Annotated in this window: 21 protein-coding genes; 2 read left to right on the forward strand and 19 right to left on the reverse strand. The window is 41.3% G+C overall.

Annotated elements, in window-relative coordinates; all coding sequences use genetic code 11:
- Nucleotides 1–22 precede the first annotated feature (22 nt).
- The 8 genes from metG to gcvA all read right to left on the reverse strand — a co-directional run bounded on the left by metG (nucleotide 23) and on the right by gcvA (nucleotide 9,624).
- Nucleotides 23–1,546 carry a methionine--tRNA ligase gene (gene metG, locus KHS79_RS05555; protein WP_212717391.1) on the reverse strand — a complete coding sequence of 508 codons (1,524 nt, stop codon included), beginning with the start codon at nucleotides 1,544–1,546 and terminating at the stop codon, nucleotides 23–25.
- 46 nt (nucleotides 1,547–1,592) lie between these two features.
- The gene (locus KHS79_RS05560) at nucleotides 1,593–1,805 is read right to left on the reverse strand and encodes a hypothetical protein (RefSeq protein ID WP_212717393.1); all 213 of its coding nucleotides are present in this window, start codon (nucleotides 1,803–1,805) and stop codon (nucleotides 1,593–1,595) included.
- Between the two features lie 75 nt (nucleotides 1,806–1,880).
- Nucleotides 1,881–2,609 (reverse strand): amino acid ABC transporter ATP-binding protein, encoded by a 729-nt coding sequence (locus tag KHS79_RS05565; protein WP_165773569.1) that lies wholly within the window; start codon nucleotides 2,607–2,609, stop codon nucleotides 1,881–1,883.
- Nucleotides 2,610–2,675: 66 nt separating this feature from the next.
- Nucleotides 2,676–3,776 (reverse strand): amino acid ABC transporter permease, encoded by a 1,101-nt coding sequence (locus tag KHS79_RS05570; RefSeq protein ID WP_212717395.1) that lies wholly within the window; start codon nucleotides 3,774–3,776, stop codon nucleotides 2,676–2,678.
- Between the two features lie 4 nt (nucleotides 3,777–3,780).
- The gene (locus KHS79_RS05575) at nucleotides 3,781–4,968 is read right to left on the reverse strand and encodes an amino acid ABC transporter permease (protein ID WP_094786330.1); all 1,188 of its coding nucleotides are present in this window, start codon (nucleotides 4,966–4,968) and stop codon (nucleotides 3,781–3,783) included.
- 193 nt (nucleotides 4,969–5,161) lie between these two features.
- Nucleotides 5,162–6,178 carry an amino acid ABC transporter substrate-binding protein gene (locus KHS79_RS05580; RefSeq protein WP_212717397.1) on the reverse strand — a complete coding sequence of 339 codons (1,017 nt, stop codon included), beginning with the start codon at nucleotides 6,176–6,178 and terminating at the stop codon, nucleotides 5,162–5,164.
- Between the two features lie 785 nt (nucleotides 6,179–6,963).
- A complete protein-coding gene (locus KHS79_RS05585) occupies nucleotides 6,964–7,992 on the reverse strand; it encodes an adenylate/guanylate cyclase domain-containing protein (protein ID WP_212717399.1) in 1,029 nt (342 codons plus the stop codon).
- Between the two features lie 750 nt (nucleotides 7,993–8,742).
- Entirely contained in the window at nucleotides 8,743–9,624 is an 882-nt protein-coding gene (gene gcvA, locus KHS79_RS05590; RefSeq protein WP_212717401.1) for a transcriptional regulator GcvA, read from the reverse strand.
- A gap of 159 nt (nucleotides 9,625–9,783) precedes the next feature.
- Here gcvA and KHS79_RS05595 point away from each other — a divergent pair, with 159 nt between their 5' ends.
- Nucleotides 9,784–10,713, forward strand: a complete 930-nt coding sequence (locus KHS79_RS05595; protein WP_094786326.1) for an AEC family transporter — start codon at nucleotides 9,784–9,786, stop codon at nucleotides 10,711–10,713.
- 110 nt (nucleotides 10,714–10,823) lie between these two features.
- On the opposite strand, the gene cysN is transcribed toward KHS79_RS05595, so the two are convergent.
- From cysN to KHS79_RS05610, 3 genes are all read right to left on the reverse strand, one after another.
- On the reverse strand, nucleotides 10,824–12,473 hold the full coding sequence (gene cysN, locus KHS79_RS05600) for a sulfate adenylyltransferase subunit CysN (protein WP_212717403.1): 1,650 nt from the start codon (nucleotides 12,471–12,473) through the stop codon (nucleotides 10,824–10,826).
- A gap of 97 nt (nucleotides 12,474–12,570) precedes the next feature.
- A complete protein-coding gene (cysD, locus tag KHS79_RS05605) occupies nucleotides 12,571–13,479 on the reverse strand; it encodes a sulfate adenylyltransferase subunit CysD (protein WP_027707894.1) in 909 nt (302 codons plus the stop codon).
- Between the two features lie 341 nt (nucleotides 13,480–13,820).
- The gene (locus tag KHS79_RS05610) at nucleotides 13,821–14,579 is read right to left on the reverse strand and encodes a Nif3-like dinuclear metal center hexameric protein (protein ID WP_212717413.1); all 759 of its coding nucleotides are present in this window, start codon (nucleotides 14,577–14,579) and stop codon (nucleotides 13,821–13,823) included.
- A 144-nt stretch (nucleotides 14,580–14,723) separates the two neighbouring features.
- Between KHS79_RS05610 and KHS79_RS05615 the strand changes: the two genes are divergently transcribed.
- Nucleotides 14,724–15,968 (forward strand): S1C family serine protease, encoded by a 1,245-nt coding sequence (locus KHS79_RS05615; protein ID WP_027707892.1) that lies wholly within the window; start codon nucleotides 14,724–14,726, stop codon nucleotides 15,966–15,968.
- A gap of 100 nt (nucleotides 15,969–16,068) precedes the next feature.
- Here the strand turns inward: KHS79_RS05615 and hisC are convergent, their stop codons facing one another.
- The 8 genes from hisC to mlaD form a co-directional block, all read right to left on the reverse strand.
- Nucleotides 16,069–17,178: a histidinol-phosphate transaminase gene (hisC, locus tag KHS79_RS05620; RefSeq protein ID WP_212717415.1), complete on the reverse strand. Its 1,110-nt coding sequence runs from the start codon at nucleotides 17,176–17,178 to the stop codon at nucleotides 16,069–16,071.
- A 32-nt stretch (nucleotides 17,179–17,210) separates the two neighbouring features.
- Nucleotides 17,211–18,518, reverse strand: coding sequence for a histidinol dehydrogenase (hisD, locus tag KHS79_RS05625; RefSeq protein WP_212717417.1), 1,308 nt, complete (start codon nucleotides 18,516–18,518; stop codon nucleotides 17,211–17,213).
- Nucleotides 18,519–18,578: 60 nt separating this feature from the next.
- Nucleotides 18,579–19,223 (reverse strand): ATP phosphoribosyltransferase, encoded by a 645-nt coding sequence (gene hisG / locus KHS79_RS05630; protein ID WP_027707889.1) that lies wholly within the window; start codon nucleotides 19,221–19,223, stop codon nucleotides 18,579–18,581.
- Between the two features lie 17 nt (nucleotides 19,224–19,240).
- Nucleotides 19,241–20,500 carry a UDP-N-acetylglucosamine 1-carboxyvinyltransferase gene (gene murA / locus KHS79_RS05635; protein ID WP_094786321.1) on the reverse strand — a complete coding sequence of 420 codons (1,260 nt, stop codon included), beginning with the start codon at nucleotides 20,498–20,500 and terminating at the stop codon, nucleotides 19,241–19,243.
- 70 nt (nucleotides 20,501–20,570) lie between these two features.
- Complete coding sequence (locus tag KHS79_RS05640) at nucleotides 20,571–20,828, reverse strand: BolA family protein (RefSeq protein WP_027707887.1); 258 nt, start codon at nucleotides 20,826–20,828, stop codon at nucleotides 20,571–20,573.
- A 106-nt stretch (nucleotides 20,829–20,934) separates the two neighbouring features.
- A complete protein-coding gene (locus tag KHS79_RS05645) occupies nucleotides 20,935–21,249 on the reverse strand; it encodes an STAS domain-containing protein (RefSeq protein ID WP_212717419.1) in 315 nt (104 codons plus the stop codon).
- A 3-nt stretch (nucleotides 21,250–21,252) separates the two neighbouring features.
- A complete protein-coding gene (locus KHS79_RS05650; protein WP_212717421.1) occupies nucleotides 21,253–21,912 on the reverse strand; it encodes an MlaC/ttg2D family ABC transporter substrate-binding protein in 660 nt (219 codons plus the stop codon).
- A gap of 34 nt (nucleotides 21,913–21,946) precedes the next feature.
- A complete protein-coding gene (mlaD, locus tag KHS79_RS05655) occupies nucleotides 21,947–22,405 on the reverse strand; it encodes an outer membrane lipid asymmetry maintenance protein MlaD (protein ID WP_407704219.1) in 459 nt (152 codons plus the stop codon).
- Between the last annotated feature and the right edge of the window lie 8 nt (nucleotides 22,406–22,413).

Below are 22,413 nucleotides of genomic sequence, written 5' to 3' on the forward strand. Positions count from 1 at the left end.
ACGATACCAATAAAAGCCAATGCTAATGTTCTTTTTCTAGCCTTTTAAAGTGACTAAGCGCTTTATTAATTGTAATTGATTTAATGTCACATACTGACGGCCATTGACACGTCACTATATCCTCACCAAGTTCTTGCAGCACCTGTCTAGCCAAAGTTGGCACAAGTGGATAAGCAGCAGTAGCCACTAACCGTAACAAGTTTGAAATAACGAGGCAGGTCTCTTGTACTGATATATTATCTTTTCCTTTACTAATTTCCCATGGCGCTCGCTGGTGAAAAAAACGATTACAATGGTCTAGTGTATCTTTTAATAATAAAGAAACATTATGAAAGTCAAATCGCTTGTAATAATTAAATATCTCATTAATGGCCTGCTCACAACACTGAATAGTAAGTTTACTTTCGTCAGCCAAAGCACGCTGACTAATAACCTTTGCATCAATATTGCCAGCAAAGTATTTCAATACAATGGTGTGGTTTCGCTTTACCAAATTAGCAAAATTATTTGCTAAATCAGCATTAATACTCTCAATCAGCTCATTAATTACAATATTACCATCCCTGGCAACGTGTTTTTGCCGAAATAACGCATACCGTAAACCATCACAGGTCAGCTTATCTACTAAATCTTTAGGACTTATCAGTGTCTTAGGATTAGACTTAGCTATTTTTTGACCATTAATCGTCCACCAACCATGCACAATTAGTTTTTTAGGTAGCGGTAAGTCTGCGGCAAGTAACAGTGCTGGCCAATAGATAGCATGAAATTTTAAAATATCTTTACCAATAATATGGGTCGTTTGCGCCAATACACCCAAATCAAATCCCGCTTTTTGTATAGCCGTGATATAACTAAAAAGAGCATCTATCCAAACATAAATGGTGTGCTCTTGGTGATTAGGCACCTTGATGCCCCATGGAATATTCACACGGGATACGGATAAATCCTCTAGTGGCCCTTGATTTAAGTAGTCTAGAATCACCTGACAGTAATAGTTTGGTGTAATAAAGTCCGATGAATTTAAGTAATGCTCAATCAACTGTTGTCGGTAAGCATCAAGTCTGAACAGGTATGTTTCTTCACTTTTGTTTTCAACTGGCGCTTTATGAATCGGACAACAGTTATCTTCCAGCTCATAGGCTGTATAATACTGTTCACAACCTAGACAATATAACCCTTGATAATAGCCGAGATATACATCCCCTTTTTCCAGTAGTTTATGCCAAATAGTCTGGATTAATTTTAGGTGTTGTTCTTCTGAGGTTCTTACAAAAACATCAACTTGAACCGCTAACTCTGGCCATAGCGCTTTAAATGTTTGTGCTTTATCATCAACAAACTGCTGTATGCCTACTTGACTACATTCCGCAGCCTCAAGAATTTTTTGTCCATGCTCATCAGTACCAGTAATCAAACAACAGGGATTATCACTGGTCAGCGAATGAAAACGTTTAAATACATCCGCAAGGTATCCACTATAAGCATGTCCAAGGTGGGGAGCACCATTAGCATAAAAAATGGGGGTTGTAATTATATTAGTCATGATTAAGTCTCCATATAGCAAGGTTAAACTTGACTGAAATGTAGACTTAATAAAAGGCGGCTATTTTCCCCACTCCAGTCAACACACTTTGATCAGGAATGGGTACTACCAAAAAAAGAATCAGAAAAGCAGGCAGCCCATTCCGCACAACATTCGTTGTGTAGTCATGGGCATCATTTTGAATAGAGATATTTCTGTTGATCTGTTCATATACTTCAAGATAACAAAACTTTGGAAAGCTTGCATCCTCTTTTTTCATTAACACTAAACAGCAGATACCCTTTGATTGTCTACTCACAACGAAGGGTATAGTCTGCTGCCAAGTTCATCTAGACTAGTGCTGTAAGATTTGACTTAAAAAGAGTTGGGTTCTTTCTGACTGAGGATTATTAAAAAATTCATGTGGACAGTTTTCTTCGATAATTTGCCCCCCGTCCATAAAGACTACCCGATTTGCAACTGTTTTCGCGAAGCCCATTTCATGAGTTACACAGAGCATGGTCATACCATCTTCAGCCAACTCAATCATGGTATCCAGCACTTCCTTAATCATTTCTGGGTCCAAAGCTGAAGTTGGCTCATCAAACAGCATCACTTCGGGATTCATACATAAGCTTCTTGCAATAGCAACCCGCTGCTGCTGTCCTCCTGATAACTGCCCAGGATACTTAAGTGCCTGATCAGGAATCTTCACCCGTTTTAAGTAATTCATTGCTATTTCCTCAGCCTCTTTTTTTGGCATTTTTCTCACCCAGACAGGTGCCAAACAACAGTTTTCTAAAACGGTTAAATGAGGAAATAAATTAAAGTGCTGAAACACCATACCCACTTCGCGCCGGATCACCTCTATATTTTTAAGATCATTAGTTAAAGGTGTACCTGCAACAATAATATCACCGGTTTGATGCTCCTCTAACCGGTTAATGCATCGTATTGTGGTTGATTTTCCTGACCCTGAAGGACCACATAATACGATTCGTTCGCCACGCCTTACGGTTATATTAATATCCTTTAAAACATGAAACTCACCATACCATTTATTGACACTGCGCATTTCCACCATAACCTCATCAGAGATTGCCATAAGGTTTTGCTGTACTTCATTACTCATGATACGACTCCCTAATTATTATGATTTATGCCCAGTATCTAATTTCTTTTCTAATGCCTGGCTATAACGCGACATTCCAAAACAGAACACCCAAAAAACCAGCCCTACAAACACATACCCTTCAACCGAGTAACCCGCCCACTTTGCATCAGCCAAACCTGCTTGAACGATAGCCAACAAGTCTAATAAGCCAATAACCAAGACCAAACTGGTATCTTTAAATAAGGCAATAAACGTATTAACGATACCAGGTATCATTAACTTAAGTGCTTGTGGTAAAATAATGAGCCCCATCATTTTCCAGTAAGATAATCCCAATGCACTCGCAGCTTCATATTGCCCTTTGGGAATGGCTTGCAACCCACCTCTGACAACTTCTGCCATATAAGCTGATTGAAACATCACAATACCAATCAATGCCCTTACCAGCTTATCAAAAACAATTTCTTCTGGGATAAAAAGTGGCAACATAACAGAAGCCATAAACAATACGGTAATTAGTGGTACACCACGCCAAATTTCAATAAATAACGTACAAAACGTTTTAATTACTGGCATGGTTGAGCGTCGACCAAGCGCTAACAAAATACCAAACGGCAATGCTGCAACGATTCCCACAACAGCAAGAATCAGGGTCAACATCAGACCACCCCATTTATGGGTTTCAACAACCTCTAAGCCAAATGCACCACCATAAACCAAATAAAAAGTAATAATGGGAAATACCGTCAACGTAAAGATAACGATCCACTTTTTATAAGGTGTTTTTTCTGCAATAAGCAACGTAATTAACACACCAAAAAGAATAAAAACCCAATTGACTCGCCAATAAAGCTCCTCAGGATAAAAACCATAAACAAATTGATTCAAACGTGTCTTAATAAATACCCAGCATGCACCACCGACCGCACAATCATCACGAGTTTCTCCAACCCAACTGGCATCAATAAATGCCCATTGAATCAATGGCACTAAGCCAATATAAAGTAAGTAAACTGCTAGTAGCGTTAATAATGTATTCGTAACGGAGGAAAATAGATTCGCTCGAATCCAGCCAAAGGCCCCATCAGAACGTCGTGGTGGGGGTAAATCAGGCAATTTTTTATCACTATGAATCATGCTATTACCTCTCCACCAATGCAATTCGTTTGTTATACCAATTCATAAACAATGAAATAAGCAAACTCAACGTCAAATACACAGCCATTGTCATAGCAATAACCTCTATGGCCTGACCTGTTTGGTTTAACGTTGTACCCGCAAAAACAGATACTAAATCGGGATAACCAATCGCTGTGGCCAAAGAAGAGTTTTTAACCAAGTTAAGGTACTGACTGGTTAATGGTGGGATAATGACCCGCATCGCTTGAGGTATAATCACTAATTTAAGCATTTTAGGACGTGAAAGGCCTAATGCAAATGATGCCTCCGTCTGGCCTTTATTAATGGATAAAATACCCGACCTGACAATTTCTGCAATAAATGCCGCAGTGTACACACTCAAAGCCAGTAATAACGCAAGTAATTCAGGGATAACCGTAATACCACCCCGATAGTTAAACCCACGCAGAGTAGGTACTTCCCAATCAATGGGACTACCAACGAAAAGGTATGTCAGGGCAGGTAAACCAAGCATGATAGCAAGAGACACACTAATAATAGGAAAGCCCTTACCTGTCGTATCCTGCCTGTTCTTAGCCCAGCGCTTTACGCCTATAACCGCAATCAAAGACAATGCAAATACAAGCAGCACCCAACCAAAGCCTTCCAAAATGTTAGGCGCAGGCATGGCAAGCCCACGATTATTCAAAAAGAAAACATCAAATAATTCAATGCTTTGCTTGGGCCTAGGTAAGGGTCTAAGTACCGCAAAGTACCAAAAGAAAATTTGCAGCAATAGAGGGATATTACGAAATGTTTCAATATAAACAGCAGAAATTTTTGCAATTAACCAGTTGTTAGATAGCCTCGCGACGCCAATAGTAAAACCAAGTATGGTAGCCAGAAGAATGCCCAACGATGCCACCAGTATGGTATTTAACAAGCCAACAAAAAATGTACGCCCATATGAGTGACTTTCGTCATATTCAATAAGACTCTGGTTTATACCAAATCCGGCTTCAGACCATAAAAAGTCAAACCCTGTTTTGATACCTCTAGAGTCGAGGTTATGCAGTGTATTCGAGATAATATAAGCACCGCATATTATCAAAATCACTAACATAATGATTTGATAAAGCATGGATCGCTTTTCAGGGTCATTCCAAAAAGCCGTACGTCCCTTAGCCAGATCCTTCTTTTTTTCCGGCATAAGCAATGATCTCCACTGTATCTGTAAGTGGTCAGGTTATTGTTATTTTCGACAATTCACTTCAGGGTTATTGTTTTTTGATCGCACTTTTCCTGTGCTTACAATTATTTCAGCAACTACTTTATACCTTTAACGAGTGATTTGTATTAATGAGCATAAAGCAGCTACTGATATTTATGTTATTAGTGAATATTTAGCGCATAGGTGGCGCGTATTGAATCCCACCTTTTGTCCAAAGGGCATTCAAACCACGCTCAATTTTAAGCGGTGAACTTGCTCCTACATTGCTTTCAAAGATTTCTCCATAATTACCCACCTGCTTAACAATTTGATAAGCCCAGTCACCAGGTACACCAAGTGCTTTGGAACCCTCACCATTAATAAAGCGTTGGACTTCTGGATTCTTTGATTTCTTTTCTTTTTCAATATTCGATGAAGTCAAACCTAATTCTTCAGCATTAACCATGGCAAAAAGTGTCCATTTCACCAAGTTAAACCATTGATCGTCACCTTGCCGAACAACAGGCCCTAAAGGCTCTTTTGAAATCACTTCAGGCAATACCATTGCGTTATCAGGTTTAGATAGTTTTATACGTAATGCATAAAGTTGAGATTGGTCGCTCGTTAAGACATCACAACGTCCTGCTTCAAATCCTTTTGCAGTTTGGTCTGCCGTATCAAAAACAACCGGCTCAAACTTCATTCCATTCTGTCTAAAATAGTCAGCTAAATTTAATTCGGTAGTGGTGCCAGACTGAATACACACCGAAGCACCATCTAACTCTTTTGCACTTTTAACGCCCAACTCTTTACTGACCATAAATCCTTGGCCGTCATAATAGGTAACCCCTGTAAAGTTAAGTCCCAGGGAGGCATCTCGCGTTATTGTCCAGGTAGTTACCCTAGACAGTAAATCAATTTCACCAGACTGAAGTGCGGTAAAACGTTCTTTTGCGGTTAAGGGAGTATATTTTACTTTGTTTGCATCACCCAAAGCTGCAGCAGCAACTGCACGGCAAACATCCACATCAATTCCCTGCCATTTGCCTTTGTCATCAGGATTAGAAAACCCTGGCAAGCCAGTCGTTACTCCACACTGGACATAGCCACGTTTTTGCACAGACTTAACTGTGCTATCAGCAGCACTTGCCATCATGGGAAAAGATACAGAAACAGCTGTTAATACTGCACATATACTTATTTTTTTCATCACTTTTCCTTTATCTTATTAGAATTTTACAGGGGGTCTTCCTTTACTACTGGTCAGTAACAGCAGTACTCGCTTGTTCCTTAAATAGGCCCCTTAACCTATAAACACTCTCTTTAACATCCTTTGGTTGTAACCCTTCTCGAAAGCTACAACAGGAATTCCTTTTGTTACCCCCTTCACGAATCCTTTTTAGGGTTTGTTGTCAGCGCTCTTGACCACCAAGGATGGTGGGAATGCAGTTTATGCAGGAGCATTCAACTGCCACCCCAGTCACTTATTTATATAAGTTTCTGGGGCTTCATTGCTTGACGGCCGCACCCTTGTGCCCTAGGGGTATAAAAACCCTTCGTTTTGGGAATATTACTTTCGCTTTTTGCGTTGCACTCCGTCAGAGACCTTGATAAGGACTTTTCGCAGTACAATACGTAAAAGACGAATGTGCGTGGGCTAATTAAACAACAATCCCTTCACAATGCAACGTGAAAATCGTCTTGAAATGATTAATAAATTGAAAAGATTTGACGAACTTCAAATATTTAAAATTAAATTAAAACGAATCTACGTTTAATCACAAACAGTAAAGCAATGTTACAGTTAGAAACTTAAGTACTACAACCTTTTGTAACCTCATGCACTTACCATTAATTCGAAAAAATTTAACTTTGATCACTACTAATTTTCACTGCAAACTAAAAGTCCAGAGTAACTCGTAATAACAACTAGAAAAGTTATTTCCTTTTAGATTATGAAAGTTACAATATTTTATTCTCAAAATTTTAGAAAAATCACTTCAGTTCTAGCGCTATACATTTAACAGGCAGCGTTTGACTTGATGTCGTCACTGTTCTACTTAAAAAGATTTCGGGTAGTTTTATGCTTTCCATAAAACGTGCTGAAGCGATCACTCTTGCATTCTTTTCTTTGCTTACTGTCATCATTTTTGCTGCGGTATTTATCGTATCACCAAAAAAAACTAATTCTCGTTTAATCGTACCGACCTCAGCGACTAAAACATCTCCAGAGTGAATACTGATACGAAAGTCAGGTGCTTTACCATACCGTTTTAGGTACTCATCTTTTCTTGCTTCCATTAACGTACAAAGTGACTCCACACACTGAATACAACGCTGATTATCTGCATTGTTTTTCATTTGCCATGTCACCAGTACTTCATCACCAATTACTCGCTGCATAAAGCCACCATATTTTGAAACGATACCCGCAATATCAGCAAAAAAATGAGAAAAAAACTGTTGTGCTAACTTATCACCTAATTCTCTCGTTAAGCCAGTTGATCCCACTAAATCAATAAACATAAATACGCGCTGCTCGTTTATCGGTGTTCTATACTTCCCTAGAAAAAGCCCCCAAAATGTTGCTGTACCTAAATGAGTTTTAATACGCAAAATAAAATTCAAACCCAGCGCCAGCAAAAAACTATAAATAATATCATGCCACATTTTAGGTGCTAAAAAAGGCTGACTACATTGGGGTATAAATATCTGCGTACTCACCAAGCTATAATACTCAACAACACTGATTATCAGTGTTGCAACAACGCTTAAGACTAATGCAAATATGAGCTGATTTAACTGCACAAAAACTTCTGCAACTTTCGTCATAACCCTATTTAGCTCAGTAAAAGACACCAACAAACTAACTAAAATACTTAAGGTAATAACATGGTAAAACGTACGATCACTATTAAGTGAGTATATGTAACCTAAGATACCGCTTATCAGCATAATAGTTATAACTTTTACGATACCTTTCTGCACTAGCATACTACCAAAATACATTAATCTATCATTCATTCGTGAGTTCCTTTCAAATACTTCTTTCAATTTAATCAAGCTAACTCCCAAATCCAGCTGACTGGACCCTCACTTTAAAAACTAACACCCCGTTTTTTTACCTTACAAGCTCATAACTTTAATTTATTAAAAAATTTATTTTCTCTAAAAAAACCATTTAAAAACAAAAGGAATACACTCCACTTTATGACAATTCATAAAGAGTATATCCAATATATAATTAATTATTATCGTTGTGATTTTTGCCCTGAGTTTGGGCATATACGAGACTGTAGGCATGCCTACAATAAACTTGGCGTAGCACCACTCAAGTCTACGCTATAATATATATTTCAGGGTACTCATGCACCTAAATGCATTACTTGGGACGACAATCAATAATAGCAGAATTATCAATATCTAAATATTGATTACTCTTAAGCAGCAGAATTATCAATATCTAAATATTGATTACTCTTAAGCAGCAGAATTATCTTCAATTGCTCATAATGAGACCTAATTCTAGCTCATAAATTCCATATAAGTGAACTAGTTTCTTTTTTAGTGTATTTTTTGTGAACTATACAACAAATTTTGTCTTTAGGGCACTTCTAAGAATAGTGACTTTCTGAAAAAAAGTAAGCAGCTGCATAGAGAGCCACAGTATATTGCCTAGCGAAGAGTGTATAAGAAAACTCATAAGGATTAGCGTTCAGCACTGACACCGTTATCTAGGAAGAAGTGCATTTTTTGAGATACCTTTTAACTAATTTATGAGAATTTATACCAAGTAAGTAACCACTGAATAAAGTCAGCCACTTTAGGATTACTTTGTTGCTTTTTAGTAAGGACAAAGTAACGATAACCTGATTCATAGGTAATATTGATAGGTTGCACCAGTCGCCCACTTTCAAGGTCATCTTTCACTAGAAAGTCTGGTACTAGAGCAATCCCCAGCCCCTCACAGGCAGCTTGGATAAGCATAAAAAAATGCTCCATACCTATCCGCTGAAATTGGGGTTTATCAATATGTTGTGCATTAAACCAGCGCTGCCAGATTTTATCCCGCGACGTATGCTCTAAAAGGGTGTACTTCATTAAATCAGCGGCAGTGCTAACTTTCTCTTTGATAATATCCTGATGACAGACAGGAATAAGTTTTTCAATAAAGAGTTCGTCCGCTTGCATACCAGGCCAGCCACCCTGCCCACTACGAATAACGACATCAACACCTGGAGGAAATAACTCTGTCAGGTTATCTCGGGTAATGACATTAAGGACATAGTGTGGGTAATGTTGCTTAAACTGGTTTAACCGTGGAATCAACCAGCGTGTACTGAGTGAAGGCAATACACTAATAGTCAACAGCTCACTGGGTCGATGAGCACTGATGACACTCTGAGTGGCATCACTTAAAATATTTAAGGCACTCGCAATCGCTGCTTGATATTGAAGACCTGCTGCCGTCAGAATTAGTTTTTGACCTTGCCGAGCAAATAAATCAAACCCTAAATAAGCCTCCAGCTTTTTCACTTGCCGGCTTACTGCACCTTGTGTCACGCATAACTCTTCCGCTGCTAGCGTAAAGCTCTGAAGTCGCGCTGCCGATTCAAATGTTTTTAATGCATTAAGTGGTGGAAGTTTACGTGCCATGCATCAACCTGTTATGAGAAAAACTCATGATAGCCCTAAGTTTAATCGTTTGCTTATTTTATGCTAACTCGTTGTAATCACCATGTTTTACAACAGTAAGTTTAATCACTGAAATCACTTCAGACTTACTCTATTCTCATTACTTAGAAGTACATAGTTATGGTTAGTACTGGTTTTTTAATGACCAAAGTGAGCTTCCTATTCATTTTGGTGATGATTGGCTTTACCTTGGGCAAACGTTTCACTATCGAGCTAAAAACAATTTCTACTTTATTACTTTATTTGCTCTCCCCTATTGTGGTGTTCAGTGGCATTGCTCAAGCTAAGCTCTTACCAATGTACTCACTCATTCCCATCTTCTTTTTCCTTTTCAGCCTGACAATGGCGCTCATAGCGCTTAAGTTTGGTCGCTTGTTTTGGCAAGACAATACACGCCACCTATTTGCCCTATCATGCAGTACCGGTAATACCGGCTATTTTGGTCTACCTGTTGCCATGGCAATTCTTGACGAAACCGGTGTAGCGCTGGTTATTTTTGCCATGCTTGGCATTACTCTCTTTGAATATACAGCGGGCTTTTATATCACTGCACGAGGTCAGTATGATGTGCGCAAAAGCATACAAAAACTGATTAGGCTGCCCTTCTTTTATGCATTTTTAGCGGGCTTGCTGATAAACCTGACGCAATTAGAACTGCCCTCAATCATTACTGATCAACTACCCATTTTCAAAAGCAGCTATACCATGCTGGGGATGATGATGATTGGCTTTGCGTTGTCTTCCGTAACACGGAAGGATATTGACTGGAAATTAATCGGCCTGACCACCCTAAGTAAATACTTACTGTGGCCCTGTTGTGTCATTATAGTGATATTACTAGACCAACATTTCCATCAGTGGTTGGATGACATTATGATTCAAGTGATGCTGCTAATATCTGTTGTCCCTCTAGCTGCGAATACCATCGCGCTTGCTGTTGAACTCAATGTGCACCCCCAAAAAGCCTCTGTTGCAGTACTAACCAGCACCGCACTGGGCGTACTCATAATTCCTGTTTACCTTTCTACCTTAACGCAATGGCTCATCTAAAAGGTAAACCCAACTACTGACACAAAAAAAGCCCTGCTGTACTGATTCAGCAGGGCTTTTGATCATTCTATACCCTTCGTTTTGGGTATAAGCATCTCTAGCCACTTTGACTACAGTTGATGCGCTAACTCTTCAACTGTTTTGGCTAAGTGAGAAACATCATCAACTGTAAGCTGTTGGGTCGCAACACGATAACTGTTTTGTGGGCTGGCACAGACTAGCAATACAATAAGCCCCTGTTGCTGAAGGTACTCAGCAATACTCATCATGGACTCTATTTCTGTATCAGGTAAAGACTCCTGATCCAGCACCACAACATTACGTCCTTGATTAAATAAACGCCGCTCTAAGTGCTTAGCAGCAGTCTGGCGCTCCTGGCCAGTAATTTCAATAATCTGAGGCTGTTGATCAAAGCGTGCTGCACGCTCTTGTTGACTAACAGGCTTCACCTGTTGTTCACCAATACCTTTGACCATACCAGCCCCAACAGTAACATTGGTCATTCGGTCAATTAAAATAAAAGCTCCCGTTCCTGGGTTAGCCTGGTAATTATCTAGAGCAACCGCTTTGTTTAACGCAAAATGACACAGTGCAATCTCATTGAGTTGTAGCTGATGCCCTTGTTGTTGCTTAAGGGTGTTAACATCTGTTTTGTATTCAATACGGGTTAACGTAGCAATGGCCTTATTTGTCAGAAACTTAATATCATACTGCTTGCCCGCCTGAAGCGCTGCCTCCGCCATCCACACTACCGTAGCCTGTATATCACTCGCCACCAATGGCAGGTTGTCAGGCTTAACAAGTAAGTCTCCACGACTGATATCAATTTCATCTGTTAATGTCAGTGTAACCGCTTGCCCTGCAAAGGCTTCAGACAACTCGCCGTCATAAGTCACTATTGCTTTTACGCGGCTGCGCTGCTGTGAAGGAAATACCACCAACTCATCACCAGTTCGCACAACACCTGACGTAATAGTGCCACTAAAGCCACGAAAATCCAGGTTCGGCCGGTTAACATATTGAACGGGAAAACGAAAATCATCAAAGTTACGATCTGCGCTGATTTCTACTGTTTCTAAAATAGACATCAATGGCTGACCTTGATACCAGGGCGTATTTGCACTTAGGTTTACAACATTATCACCGTCCAGCGCCGAGATTGGCACAAAGTGAATATCTTTAAAGCCCAATTCAGCTGCAAATGCCGTATAATCTTCCTTAATTTTTGTAAAAACATCCTCTGAAAAACCCATCAAATCCATTTTATTAATGGCCACGATGATATGCTTGATACCCAATAACGAGGTCAAGAAGCTATGACGACGGGTTTGTGTTTTTACGCCATTTCGCGCATCAATTAAAATAATGGCTAAATTACAGGTAGATGCTCCCGTCGCCATATTACGAGTATATTGCTCATGGCCAGGGGTATCCGCAATAATAAATTTTCGTTTTGCTGTTGAGAAGTAACGATAGGCTACATCAATCGTAATGCCCTGCTCGCGCTCAGCTTGCAAACCATCAACCAGCAGCGCTAAGTCTAACTTTTCACCCGCATTACCACTTTTTTTACTATCGTTTTTAATTGACTCTAAATGATCTTCATAAATCATTTTAGAGTCATGCAATAGCCGGCCAATTAAAGTACTTTTCCCATCATCAACACTACCACAAGTTAAAAATCGTAGTAGCTCTTTCTGTTCATGCTGTGCTAGATAAGCATTAATATCAGTAGCGATCAGTTCAGATTGATGTGACATACCCAGGCCCCACTTTTAATGCTGCAAATGTTAATACCACACCGGTGGCTGCATTAGTGCTATTTTGGCTAATAAGACGGCAGTTATTGTCCATAGCTTAGAAATATCCTTCTTGCTTTTTCTTTTCCATGGAGCCTGCACCATCATGATCAATCACACGACCTTGTCGCTCTGAAGTTTTAGTCAGAAGCATTTCCTGGATAATATCAGGCAAAGTTGTAGCAGAGGATTCAATAGCACCTGTCAGGGGGTAACAGCCAAGGGTTCTAAACCTGACCATTTTCAGTTCTGGCTTTTCATCATCGTGGAGAGGAAAGCGCTCATCATCAACCATTAAATCCACACCATCACGCATCACAACAGGACGTTTTGCTGCATAATACAGTGGCACAATGGGAATATTTTCTAAATGGATGTATTGCCAGATATCGAGTTCAGTCCAGTTTGATAAAGGAAATACACGAATACTTTCGCCCTTATTCACTTTACCGTTGTAGATATTCCATAATTCAGGACGTTGATTTTTAGGGTCCCAACGGTGATTTTTATCACGGAAAGAGTAAACACGCTCTTTGGCACGAGACTTTTCTTCATCTCGTCTAGCACCACCAAATGCAGCATCAAAACCATACTTATTCAGTGCCTGCTTTAAGCTCTGGGTTTTCATAACATCAGTATGCTTGGCACTACCATGAATAAATGGATTAATCCCTAAAGCTTCACCATCAGGGTTTTTATGAACTAACAGCTCCATACCCACTTCGTTGGCACGTTGATCACGAAAACTAATCATTTCACGAAACTTCCACCCCGTATCAACATGAAGCAGCGGAAATGGTGGTTTACTTGGGTAAAAAGCCTTTAACGCGAGATGCAACATGACAGAAGAATCCTTGCCAATAGAATAAAGCATGACTGGATTTTCAAACTCTGCGACCACCTCGCGGATAATATGGATACTTTCAGCTTCAAGCTGTTTTAAGTGGGTCAGATTATTTGCTTGCATCTCAGGCTACCATAGCGATTCTTCACGTAGTTAACTTCAAAACGGATAATCGCAGTTAAATTTATTACACGGTTTGTTCCCTTGTGAAAGTCACAAGGTTACCGCATGGATTATCAGATCCGTTGCCAAGCTTTCATTTATCCCCCTGTCCAGCAGGGTTATGTTACTAGAAACCTACTATACCAAATTAATAATAATTATAATAAGCCGGCTATTTAGACGTTTTTATCATATAAATATGTTTTTTGGGGATAACTGTTGTCGCTGAGGGAGGGGTAGCCACAACCCAATGTCTTCAAACTATAAGCTGCGGCTAAAATACAGAACAATATAAGACAGGATTAAACAGGATTATCGATATCAACAAATACGTGTTCAAGACCAAAATGGCCCGCAAGCGCAGCCCCTAAGGCTTTAATGCCGTAGCGTTCCGTTGCGTGATGGCCTGCAGCAAAATAATGAATACCTAACTCCCTTGCACTGTGTACCGTAGGCTCTGATATTTCACCAGACAAATACGCATCAACACCCAGTTGTGCTGCTTTTTCGATAAAGCCCTGCGCTGCTCCAGTACACCAAGCGACTCTTTTAATGGGCTGATTACCAGACTGGATAACTAAGGGGGAACGTCCCAATACTTTGGTTATTTGCTGAGAAAATGCCTCTACTGTCAGCTCATCAGGCACTTCTCCCACCAAGCCAATGCTGGTATTCATATCAGCATCCATGCCTTGAGTTACCTTCCAACCTAATTGCTTAGCTAATTGAGCATTATTACCTAATTCAGGGTGGGCATCTAAAGGCAGGTGATAAGCTAACAAGTTAATATCGTTAGCCAATAACGCTTGTAAACGCTTTTTCTTCATACCTACAACCGGTTCCGCCTCACCACGCCAAAAATATCCATGATGAACCAGCAGCGCATCCGCTTGTAAACTAATTGCTTGATCGACCAAGGCTTGACTCGCAGTGACACCAGTCACAATTTTCTTAATATGCGACTTGCCTTCCACTTGTAAGCCGTTGGGACAGTAATCTTTAAATAGCTGCGGCTGCAACCATTCACTTAAAGTATTTATAAGGACTTTACGTTCAACCATAGTGTATATGTCTTACATTAGCAGAATATGGGATGACAGAATAAGTCGTGAATCCGTATAATGATTACGCCCAGGGGGTTGCAACACCTGAATAGCTTGGCCTCACTTTATAAGCCAAAGGCAAATTAATACGAAAGCATGACTATGAAAAAACTAGTGCATTTTCTTACATGGCCAACAATCTGCGGTGTCTTGGTTGCCATCATTCTGATGCAGCAATTCCCCGGTCTGGTTGGAATAAATAATACTGCCGAACAAGATACACCACAGGTTACTCAAGCAGTATACAACAGTAATAACAGTCCTATCAGCTCCACAGATCCTGTCGTGATAAAACAAGAAAATGTCACTGTTTCAGCGGCTAGAACTGGACCCAGTTCTTATAGTCATGCGGTCAAAAAAGCGGCCCCTGCCGTAGTGAATATTTATACCACCAAGATTATTCGAGAACGTCAGCACCCTATCTTTGATGACCCTTTTTTCCAGGATTTTTTTGGTTATAACCAAATGCCTAAACGGAAACGGATGCAATCGAGCTTAGGTTCTGGCGTTATCATGAGTCCTGAGGGGTACGTTGTTACCAATAACCACGTAATTGCTGGTGCTTCTGAAATCCTTATATTACTTCAAGATGGCCGAGAGACTCCCGCCCGTGTTGTGGGTACTGACCCTGAAACAGACTTAGCTATCCTGAAAATAGACTTGGATAATTTACCTTCAGTTACCTTGGCCCCCACTAGAAATGCAGAAATTGGCGACGTAGTATTAGCAATAGGCAACCCTTTTGGGGTTGGCCAAACAGTCACAATGGGTATTATTAGTGCTACAGGACGAAGTAAGCTGTATCTTAATACCTACGAGAATTTTATCCAAACAGATGCTGCCATTAACCCTGGTAACTCTGGTGGTGCACTCATTAATGTTCATGGTGACCTGCTGGGTATCAACACTGCGATATTTTCTAAGTCAGGAGGCTCCCAAGGCATTGGCTTTGCTATTCCTTCAGAGATTGCCCGTGATGTCATGCTATCAATCGTTAAGCACGGTAAAGTTATTCGCGGCTGGTTGGGGCTAGAAACACAACAGTTTACTCGTGAGCTAGCGGATGCTTTTGGTCTTCCCCATATAGAAGGCATTTTAATTACTGGCGTATACCGTAATGGCCCTGCCTTTCAAGCCGGTTTAAAGCCTGGTGATTTAATTCTTGAAATAAACAGTATGCATGCGCGGGAAGGGCGCAAAGTGATGTATCAGGTTGCTCAAATGCGCCCCGGCGAAGAAGTTTCCATTAAAATTATTCGTAATGGTATTGAGCAAGACATCAAATGTATTATTGGCTTAAGGCCATCCCTATCAGGCTTGCAAGAGCCTTCTCGCTCAAGGCATTAGTCAAACGTTATCGATCTACTTTTTCAAGGTAATGCATTTAAACACCACTCATCCAGGCTAAAACTAAAACCAAGATGAGTGTATTTCTGCTCAAGCAGGCTTAACTGGCTAACAATGCTGCTAATTCTCTTAACAACACTTCATTTTCGTTGGGTGTGCCAACAGTAATCCGCAAGCAGTTATTTAATAAGGGATGACTGCCATGTAGTGACTTGATGAGCACGCCTCTTGCCAGTAGTAAGCGCTGGATCTCTGCGGCATCATGTTCCAGTGTGCGGCAGAGTAAAAAGTTTGCCTCACTAGGCCAAACATGAAGATTATCAAAGGCAGACAACCTTTCTTTAAGTAGTTCTCGATCCGCACAAATCTGAGCAGTTTGTTTAAACAACTCATCCACATGTTGTAACGCAAATGCCGTGCTGGCTTGCGTGAGCACATTAATATTGTAAGGCAAGCGTAGCTTATTTACTTCTTCCAACCAGCCTGGATGGCCAATTAAATAACCCAAACGTAAACCTGCTAACCCGACTTTAGAAAGGGTTCGCATAATGACCACATTGCTATAGTCAGCCAGCAAAGGGTAACCATCACTTGAGGAAAATGCTGTATAAGCCTCATCTATGACCACCAAACCAGAAGTGGCTTCAATAATGCGCCGGATTTTTTCTTCTCCAAAGACATTACCCGTTGGGTTATTGGGTTGAGCTAAAAAGATTAAGGCTGGGTTATGCGTCTCAATAGCCTTCAGCATAGCACTGACATCGAGAGAAAAATCTGTGCCTAGTGGTATCCCTACGTAATTCATTTGTAGGAATTGTGCAATCATCTTATACATCACGAAGCTTGGCTCAGGTGCCAGTATCGTTCGCTTTGGGCCTGCGACTGCCATTGCCAATAGCTGAATCAACTCATCTGAACCATTGCCAAATAGCAGCTCGTAGTCTTCTGCTACATGGAAAGCCTCGCGAAAAGCCTGTTTTAACTGAGAGCAATCTGCATCAGGATAACGATTAACATGAATTTGCTGGAGCGCATCAAGCCATGCCTGCTGCATTGCTGACGGCCAATGATAAGGATTTTCCATAGCATCAAGTTTGATGACATGCTCCTCAATGGCCGGTACATGATACGCTTTTAAAGCCTGGACATCGGTTCTCACCCAGCGCTCAACACGAGCGCTTACTGCCTGTTTACGATTATCACTCGCCATAGGTGGTCTTCTTATTGTTAGCTATTATTTCGTCACTCTTTGGTTACGATCCGGTACTCAGCTGAACACGCATGGGCGGTCAGACCTTCAGCTCTCGCAAGTGTTGACGCAATTTGTCCAATTTCACTGGCACTTTCAGCAGAAAAGCTTATCAGTGAAGAGCGTTTTTGAAAGTCATAAACCCCTAAAGGAGAAGAAAAGCGTGCAGTCCCAGATGTAGGTAGCACATGATTTGGGCCTGCACAGTAGTCACCCAATGCTTCTGCCGTATAACGTCCCATAAAGATAGCACCTGCATGATGTATTGCAGGTAAGAGTGCTTGAGGATCTTCTACAGATAATTCCAAGTGTTCAGGGGCTATTTTATTACTTACATCAATTGCCGTATCCATATCTGGTGTCCAGATAAACGCGCCACGATTTTTTAATGAGGCTTCAATAAAATCCTTTCTTTCCATGGTTGGCAACAAGCGCTGTATACTTTCTTTTACCCTGTTTAAGAAGTCACGATCAGGAGACACCAGAATAGACTGAGCATCTTCATCATGTTCTGCCTGAGAAAACAAATCCATGGCTATCCAATCTGGGTTTGTTTTACCATCACAAATCACCAGGATTTCAGAAGGGCCCGCAATCATATCAATGCCTACCTGGCCAAACACCAACTGCTTAGCAGTAGCCACATAAATATTACCTGGCCCTACAATTTTATCGACCTTTGGTACCGACTCGGTACCATAAGCCAAAGCCGCTATTGCCTGAGCACCACCAATGGTGAACACTTTATCAACCCCAGCTATGGCTGCTGCAGCTAATACCCAGTCATTCACCACATCTTTGGGCATAGGCACAACCATAATCACTTCGCTTACCCCAGCCACTTTGGCAGGAATCGCATTCATCAACACCGATGAAGGATAGGCTGCTTTTCCTCCTGGAACATAAATACCCACTCGTTCCATAGGTGTAACCTGTTGCCCAAGTAATACACCCTCTTCTTCGTATTGCCAGGAACTTTGGACCTGCTTTTCATGATAACGCCTAATCCGTTCAGCCGCCGCGACCAGGGCTTGCTGATCACCAGCGCTCAAGCGTTGACGAGCTTCTTGAAGTACTTCTGCCTCAAGACATAACTCAGCTATCGAGGTGATTTTGCGTTGATCAAAACGACAGGTGTAGTCAACTAAAGCCTGATCTCCACGATGTCGCACATCACCAATAATAGACTGAACAGCGCTTAACACCTGCTGATCAGAAACAGCCTCCCAGGCAACCAATGCATTTAAGCGGGTAGAAAAATCTTCTGCTGTGGCATCTAGCCACTGAATATCAAGAGACATGAATCCACTCTCCAACCAAGACTGCTGCACGGTATTAAATAAGCAAGAATATTTGGCCTATTACAGCACTTCCTGCTTATTCACAGCTGACTCCAGGTCTTGAATCAGGGTCTGCAATAACTGATGCTTTATCTTCATAGCTGCTTTATTAATGATCAGCCTCGCGCTGACATGAGCAATCAGCTCTCTAGGCGCTAAGCCATTTGCGCGAAGTGTATTGCCCGTATCAACCACATCCACAATTTCATCAGCCAACCCTACCAAAGGTGCTAGCTCCATAGAACCATACAGCTTTATAATTTCTGCTTGCTGCCCTTGAGCAGCATAAAAGCGCTTAGCTATGTTGACAAATTTGGTAGCCACCCGTCGTCTGCCAAATTGTGGTCTTTCATCCACAGGACCAGCAGTCATTAAACGACAGCGCGCAATTTTTAAATCCAGAGGTTCATAAAGGCCATGGGCACCATGTTCAAGCAGAACATCTTTGCCAGAAACACCTGCATCAGCAGCACCATATTCAACATAAGTAGGAACGTCGGTGGTACGTACAATCAGCAAGTTAACATGAGGGTGATGGGTGGGAATAATGAGTTTGCGACTTTTTTTAAGATCTTCTGCAGGCTCTATGCCTGCAGCTTTGAGTAAGGGCAAGGTTTCATCGAGAATCCGCCCTTTAGATAACGCAATCGTAAGTTGATTTTTCATTGTTTTAGTAGCATATGCTAAGGTACACGTCTGATTTTTGCGCCTAATAATTGCAGTTTTTCTTCGATACACTCATAACCACGGTCAATATGATAAATACGATCAACCACAGTATCGCCTTCAGCAACCAAGCCGGCTACCACTAAGCTGGCCGAAGCGCGTAAGTCAGTTGCCATAACGGGCGCAGCTTTAAGCTTTTCAACACCAGTGACAATAGCCGTATTGCCCTCAATAGTAATATTTGCACCCATCCGCATCATTTCCAGGGCGTGCATAAAGCGATTTTCGAATACAGTTTCGGTGATACTACCTGTCCCTTCAGCCACTGCATTTAGTGTGGTGAATTGCGCCTGCATATCAGTTGGGAAAGCAGGATAAGGTGCTGTTTTTAAGCTGATTGCTTTCGGGCGCTTGCCATGCATATCCAACTCAATCCAGTCATCCCCTACAGTAATATCAGCACCCGCTTCTTTTAGCTTACTCAACACTGCCTCAAGGATAGAAGGATCAGTGTCTTTCACTTTCACCCGACCACCAGTCACCGCAGCCGCTACCAGATAGGTTCCAGTCTCAATCCGATCAGGCAGTACCGAGTAAACACAGCCGTGAAGCTTTGGCACGCCATCAACCACAATCGTATCACTACCGTGACCTGAGATTTTCGCTCCCATTTTAATCAAGCAGTGCGCTAAGTCGACCACTTCTGGCTCCCGAGCCGCATTTTCAATCACCGTCTGCCCGTCAGCCAGGCAAGCAGCCATCAAAATATTTTCGGTCCCAGTAACGGTCACCGTATCCAAAAATATGTGTGCACCTTTTAAACGGTCTTTAACACTGGCTTTGATGTAACCATCTTCAACCTTTATATCTGCCCCCATGGCTTCCAGACCACGGATATGCAGATCTACAGGTCGACTGCCAATTGCACAGCCCCCTGGCAGAGCGACTTCAGCTCGACCAAAGTGCGCTAGCATGGGTCCCAGCACGAGAATGGAAGCCCGCATGGTTTTCACGAGTTCGTAGGGAGCACTTAAGCTCTTAATTGAGTTTGCATGAACTTCAACGTTTAGCTTTTCATCAACCACAAGCTCAATGCCCATCCGGCCAAATAGCTCAATCATGGTTGTTATGTCATGCAGATGTGGGAGGTTACACACAGTCACTGGCTCATCAGCCAGAAGCGTTGCTGCCAGGATGGGTAAGGCGGCATTTTTCGCTCCGGAAATTCTAATCTCTCCATCCAGGCGACTACCACCGGTAATAATCAATTTATCCATTAATTATTCCTCAAGCACTTACTAAATACTGAGCCAGATCGACTCTGACAGCACAAGGAGTATTTTATTTCTATTGCTGTCCATTTTGTTGGAGATACTGTTGCCACTCAGCAGGCGAGAAGAATTTCATCGTAACCGCATGGATAGTGCCATCAGCGATAAGGTGGTTGAGGTGAGCATAAACCATTTGTTGTTTTTTCACTGGGGATAAACCTGCGAACTCATCACTGACAAGTATCAGCTGAAAATTACAGCCTTCACCCTCAACAATAACGTCAGTGTTTGTCAACTTAGCTTCTAATAGTGCTTTTATTTGCTCTGGTCCCATCGCTACCTCAACATAAAATGCTGAAAAAAAGGGGGAGTATGATATAAAAAAAAACGCAGCGGCGAAACCTTAACTGCGTTTTAATTACCATAGCAAATTTGACTTTTTACTCAATTCCTAAGGGAAGCACACTATCAAGACCACTTACTCTGGCTAAATCAAACAAATCAGCTGACATGTTTATGAATTTAAGTTGGTATGAGCTTTTCTTAGCAAAGCGCAGCCAGCAAAGTAAGACAGAAAGCCCTACACTACTACAGGCAGTGATTCCACTAAGATCAATCTGCCAGGCTGTAACTGAGTTGTCACCACTCATTAAATCCCGCCCCTGCTGCTCAATAACAACAGCATTGGCGGATTCAAGACTACCAGCAACCTTAAGCGCACCTGGCTGAATAAGCTCTACTGTTGCAGTTGTCACAGCTTAAGCACCTTTAGCCTGGGTCTTTTCTTGAGCAGATTTCATGATATTAGACCAGTCATCAATCACTTTTTGAATGTTGCGCTGGTTTTCACGCATAGCTTGATCAAACTGAGACTGGAAGACTTTCCCAATATTAATGCCATTAACAACAACATTGCGTAACTTCCACTCTCCAGCACCATCTTTAAACATCGTGTAAGTTAAAGGATAAGTTGTTCCATCAGCAGCATAAATAGTCATGTGCACGGGCACACGAGGCTTACTGAGTTGGTTAGCAGGGATAGGTTTTACATCAATACGCTGGTTATCATATTTAAGTAACGCTTTCCCATAAAACTCAATCATGCTGGTTTTAAACGCTTTTTCAAACTGCTGTAATTGAGCTGGTGTCGCTTTTTTAATGTGACGAACACTCATAACACTACGGGCAATCTTATCGAATGCAACAACGGGCGAGAGCACTTTATCCAGCTCATTAAAAAAGCGTTGTGGATTAGTTTTATAGTTAGGCTTTTCTTGTTTGATAACCGCAATCATTTTTTCAGTGGTTTGCTTCACCAACTGATCAGGGCTATCTGTTACAGCTAAAGCACTTGAGATAAGCAAACATTGCGCAAATACTACGGCTATCGCTTTAGTAAAATTATTTCGCAAATTCATGAATATACCTTCGTCTAGCTAATCCTGTTTATCTTTATTCAACTTCTTTGACTGATTGTTTAAGGAACTTTCCAATCAAATCTTCAAGAATTTGCGCTGGTTGGGTATTCCATATCTCCCCACCTTCCTGCAAAGTCTTTTCCTCACCACCTAACGAAATACCAATATACTGCTCACCCAAAAGGCCAGAAGTCAAAATGGCTGCTGTGCTATCTGTTGGAATATTGTTAACCTGGCTGTCAATTTCCATAACAACTTTGGCACGCATTTCCGTTTTATCATAGGAAATAGAAACGACTCTTCCTACATTGACACCACTAATAGCCACCTTGGAACGCACTTTCAGACCACCAATGTGATCAAAGAAAGCATGAACATGATAAGTACTTTGGGCTGTCTGAATGGATAATCCACTGACTCGCAAAGCCAACAGGATCAGCGCAAATATGCCTGCCAGCATAAAAACACCCACGCTGATCTCAACGGTTCTCATGCGCACCA

This window comes from Zooshikella ganghwensis (genome assembly GCF_018263875.1).
Lineage (GTDB): Bacteria > Pseudomonadota > Gammaproteobacteria > Pseudomonadales > Zooshikellaceae > Zooshikella > Zooshikella ganghwensis.

Coding starts and splice junctions, on each gene's coding strand:
- metG (WP_212717391.1), bottom strand. CDS start 1,546: ATGACTAATATAATTACAACCCCCATTTTTTATGCTAATGGTGCTCCC.
- KHS79_RS05560 (WP_212717393.1), bottom strand. CDS start 1,805: ATGAAAAAAGAGGATGCAAGCTTTCCAAAGTTTTGTTATCTTGAAGTA.
- KHS79_RS05565 (WP_165773569.1), bottom strand. CDS start 2,609: ATGGTGGAAATGCGCAGTGTCAATAAATGGTATGGTGAGTTTCATGTT.
- KHS79_RS05570 (WP_212717395.1), bottom strand. CDS start 3,776: ATGATTCATAGTGATAAAAAATTGCCTGATTTACCCCCACCACGACGT.
- KHS79_RS05575 (WP_094786330.1), bottom strand. CDS start 4,968: ATGCCGGAAAAAAAGAAGGATCTGGCTAAGGGACGTACGGCTTTTTGG.
- KHS79_RS05580 (WP_212717397.1), bottom strand. CDS start 6,178: ATGAAAAAAATAAGTATATGTGCAGTATTAACAGCTGTTTCTGTATCT.
- KHS79_RS05585 (WP_212717399.1), bottom strand. CDS start 7,992: ATGAATGATAGATTAATGTATTTTGGTAGTATGCTAGTGCAGAAAGGT.
- gcvA (WP_212717401.1), bottom strand. CDS start 9,624: ATGGCACGTAAACTTCCACCACTTAATGCATTAAAAACATTTGAATCG.
- KHS79_RS05595 (WP_094786326.1), top strand. CDS start 9,784: ATGGTTAGTACTGGTTTTTTAATGACCAAAGTGAGCTTCCTATTCATT.
- cysN (WP_212717403.1), bottom strand. CDS start 12,473: ATGTCACATCAATCTGAACTGATCGCTACTGATATTAATGCTTATCTA.
- cysD (WP_027707894.1), bottom strand. CDS start 13,479: ATGCAAGCAAATAATCTGACCCACTTAAAACAGCTTGAAGCTGAAAGT.
- KHS79_RS05610 (WP_212717413.1), bottom strand. CDS start 14,579: ATGGTTGAACGTAAAGTCCTTATAAATACTTTAAGTGAATGGTTGCAG.
- KHS79_RS05615 (WP_027707892.1), top strand. CDS start 14,724: ATGAAAAAACTAGTGCATTTTCTTACATGGCCAACAATCTGCGGTGTC.
- hisC (WP_212717415.1), bottom strand. CDS start 17,178: ATGGCGAGTGATAATCGTAAACAGGCAGTAAGCGCTCGTGTTGAGCGC.
- hisD (WP_212717417.1), bottom strand. CDS start 18,518: ATGTCTCTTGATATTCAGTGGCTAGATGCCACAGCAGAAGATTTTTCT.
- hisG (WP_027707889.1), bottom strand. CDS start 19,223: ATGAAAAATCAACTTACGATTGCGTTATCTAAAGGGCGGATTCTCGAT.
- murA (WP_094786321.1), bottom strand. CDS start 20,500: ATGGATAAATTGATTATTACCGGTGGTAGTCGCCTGGATGGAGAGATT.
- KHS79_RS05640 (WP_027707887.1), bottom strand. CDS start 20,828: ATGGGACCAGAGCAAATAAAAGCACTATTAGAAGCTAAGTTGACAAAC.
- KHS79_RS05650 (WP_212717421.1), bottom strand. CDS start 21,912: ATGAATTTGCGAAATAATTTTACTAAAGCGATAGCCGTAGTATTTGCG.
- mlaD (WP_407704219.1), bottom strand. CDS start 22,405: ATGAGAACCGTTGAGATCAGCGTGGGTGTTTTTATGCTGGCAGGCATA.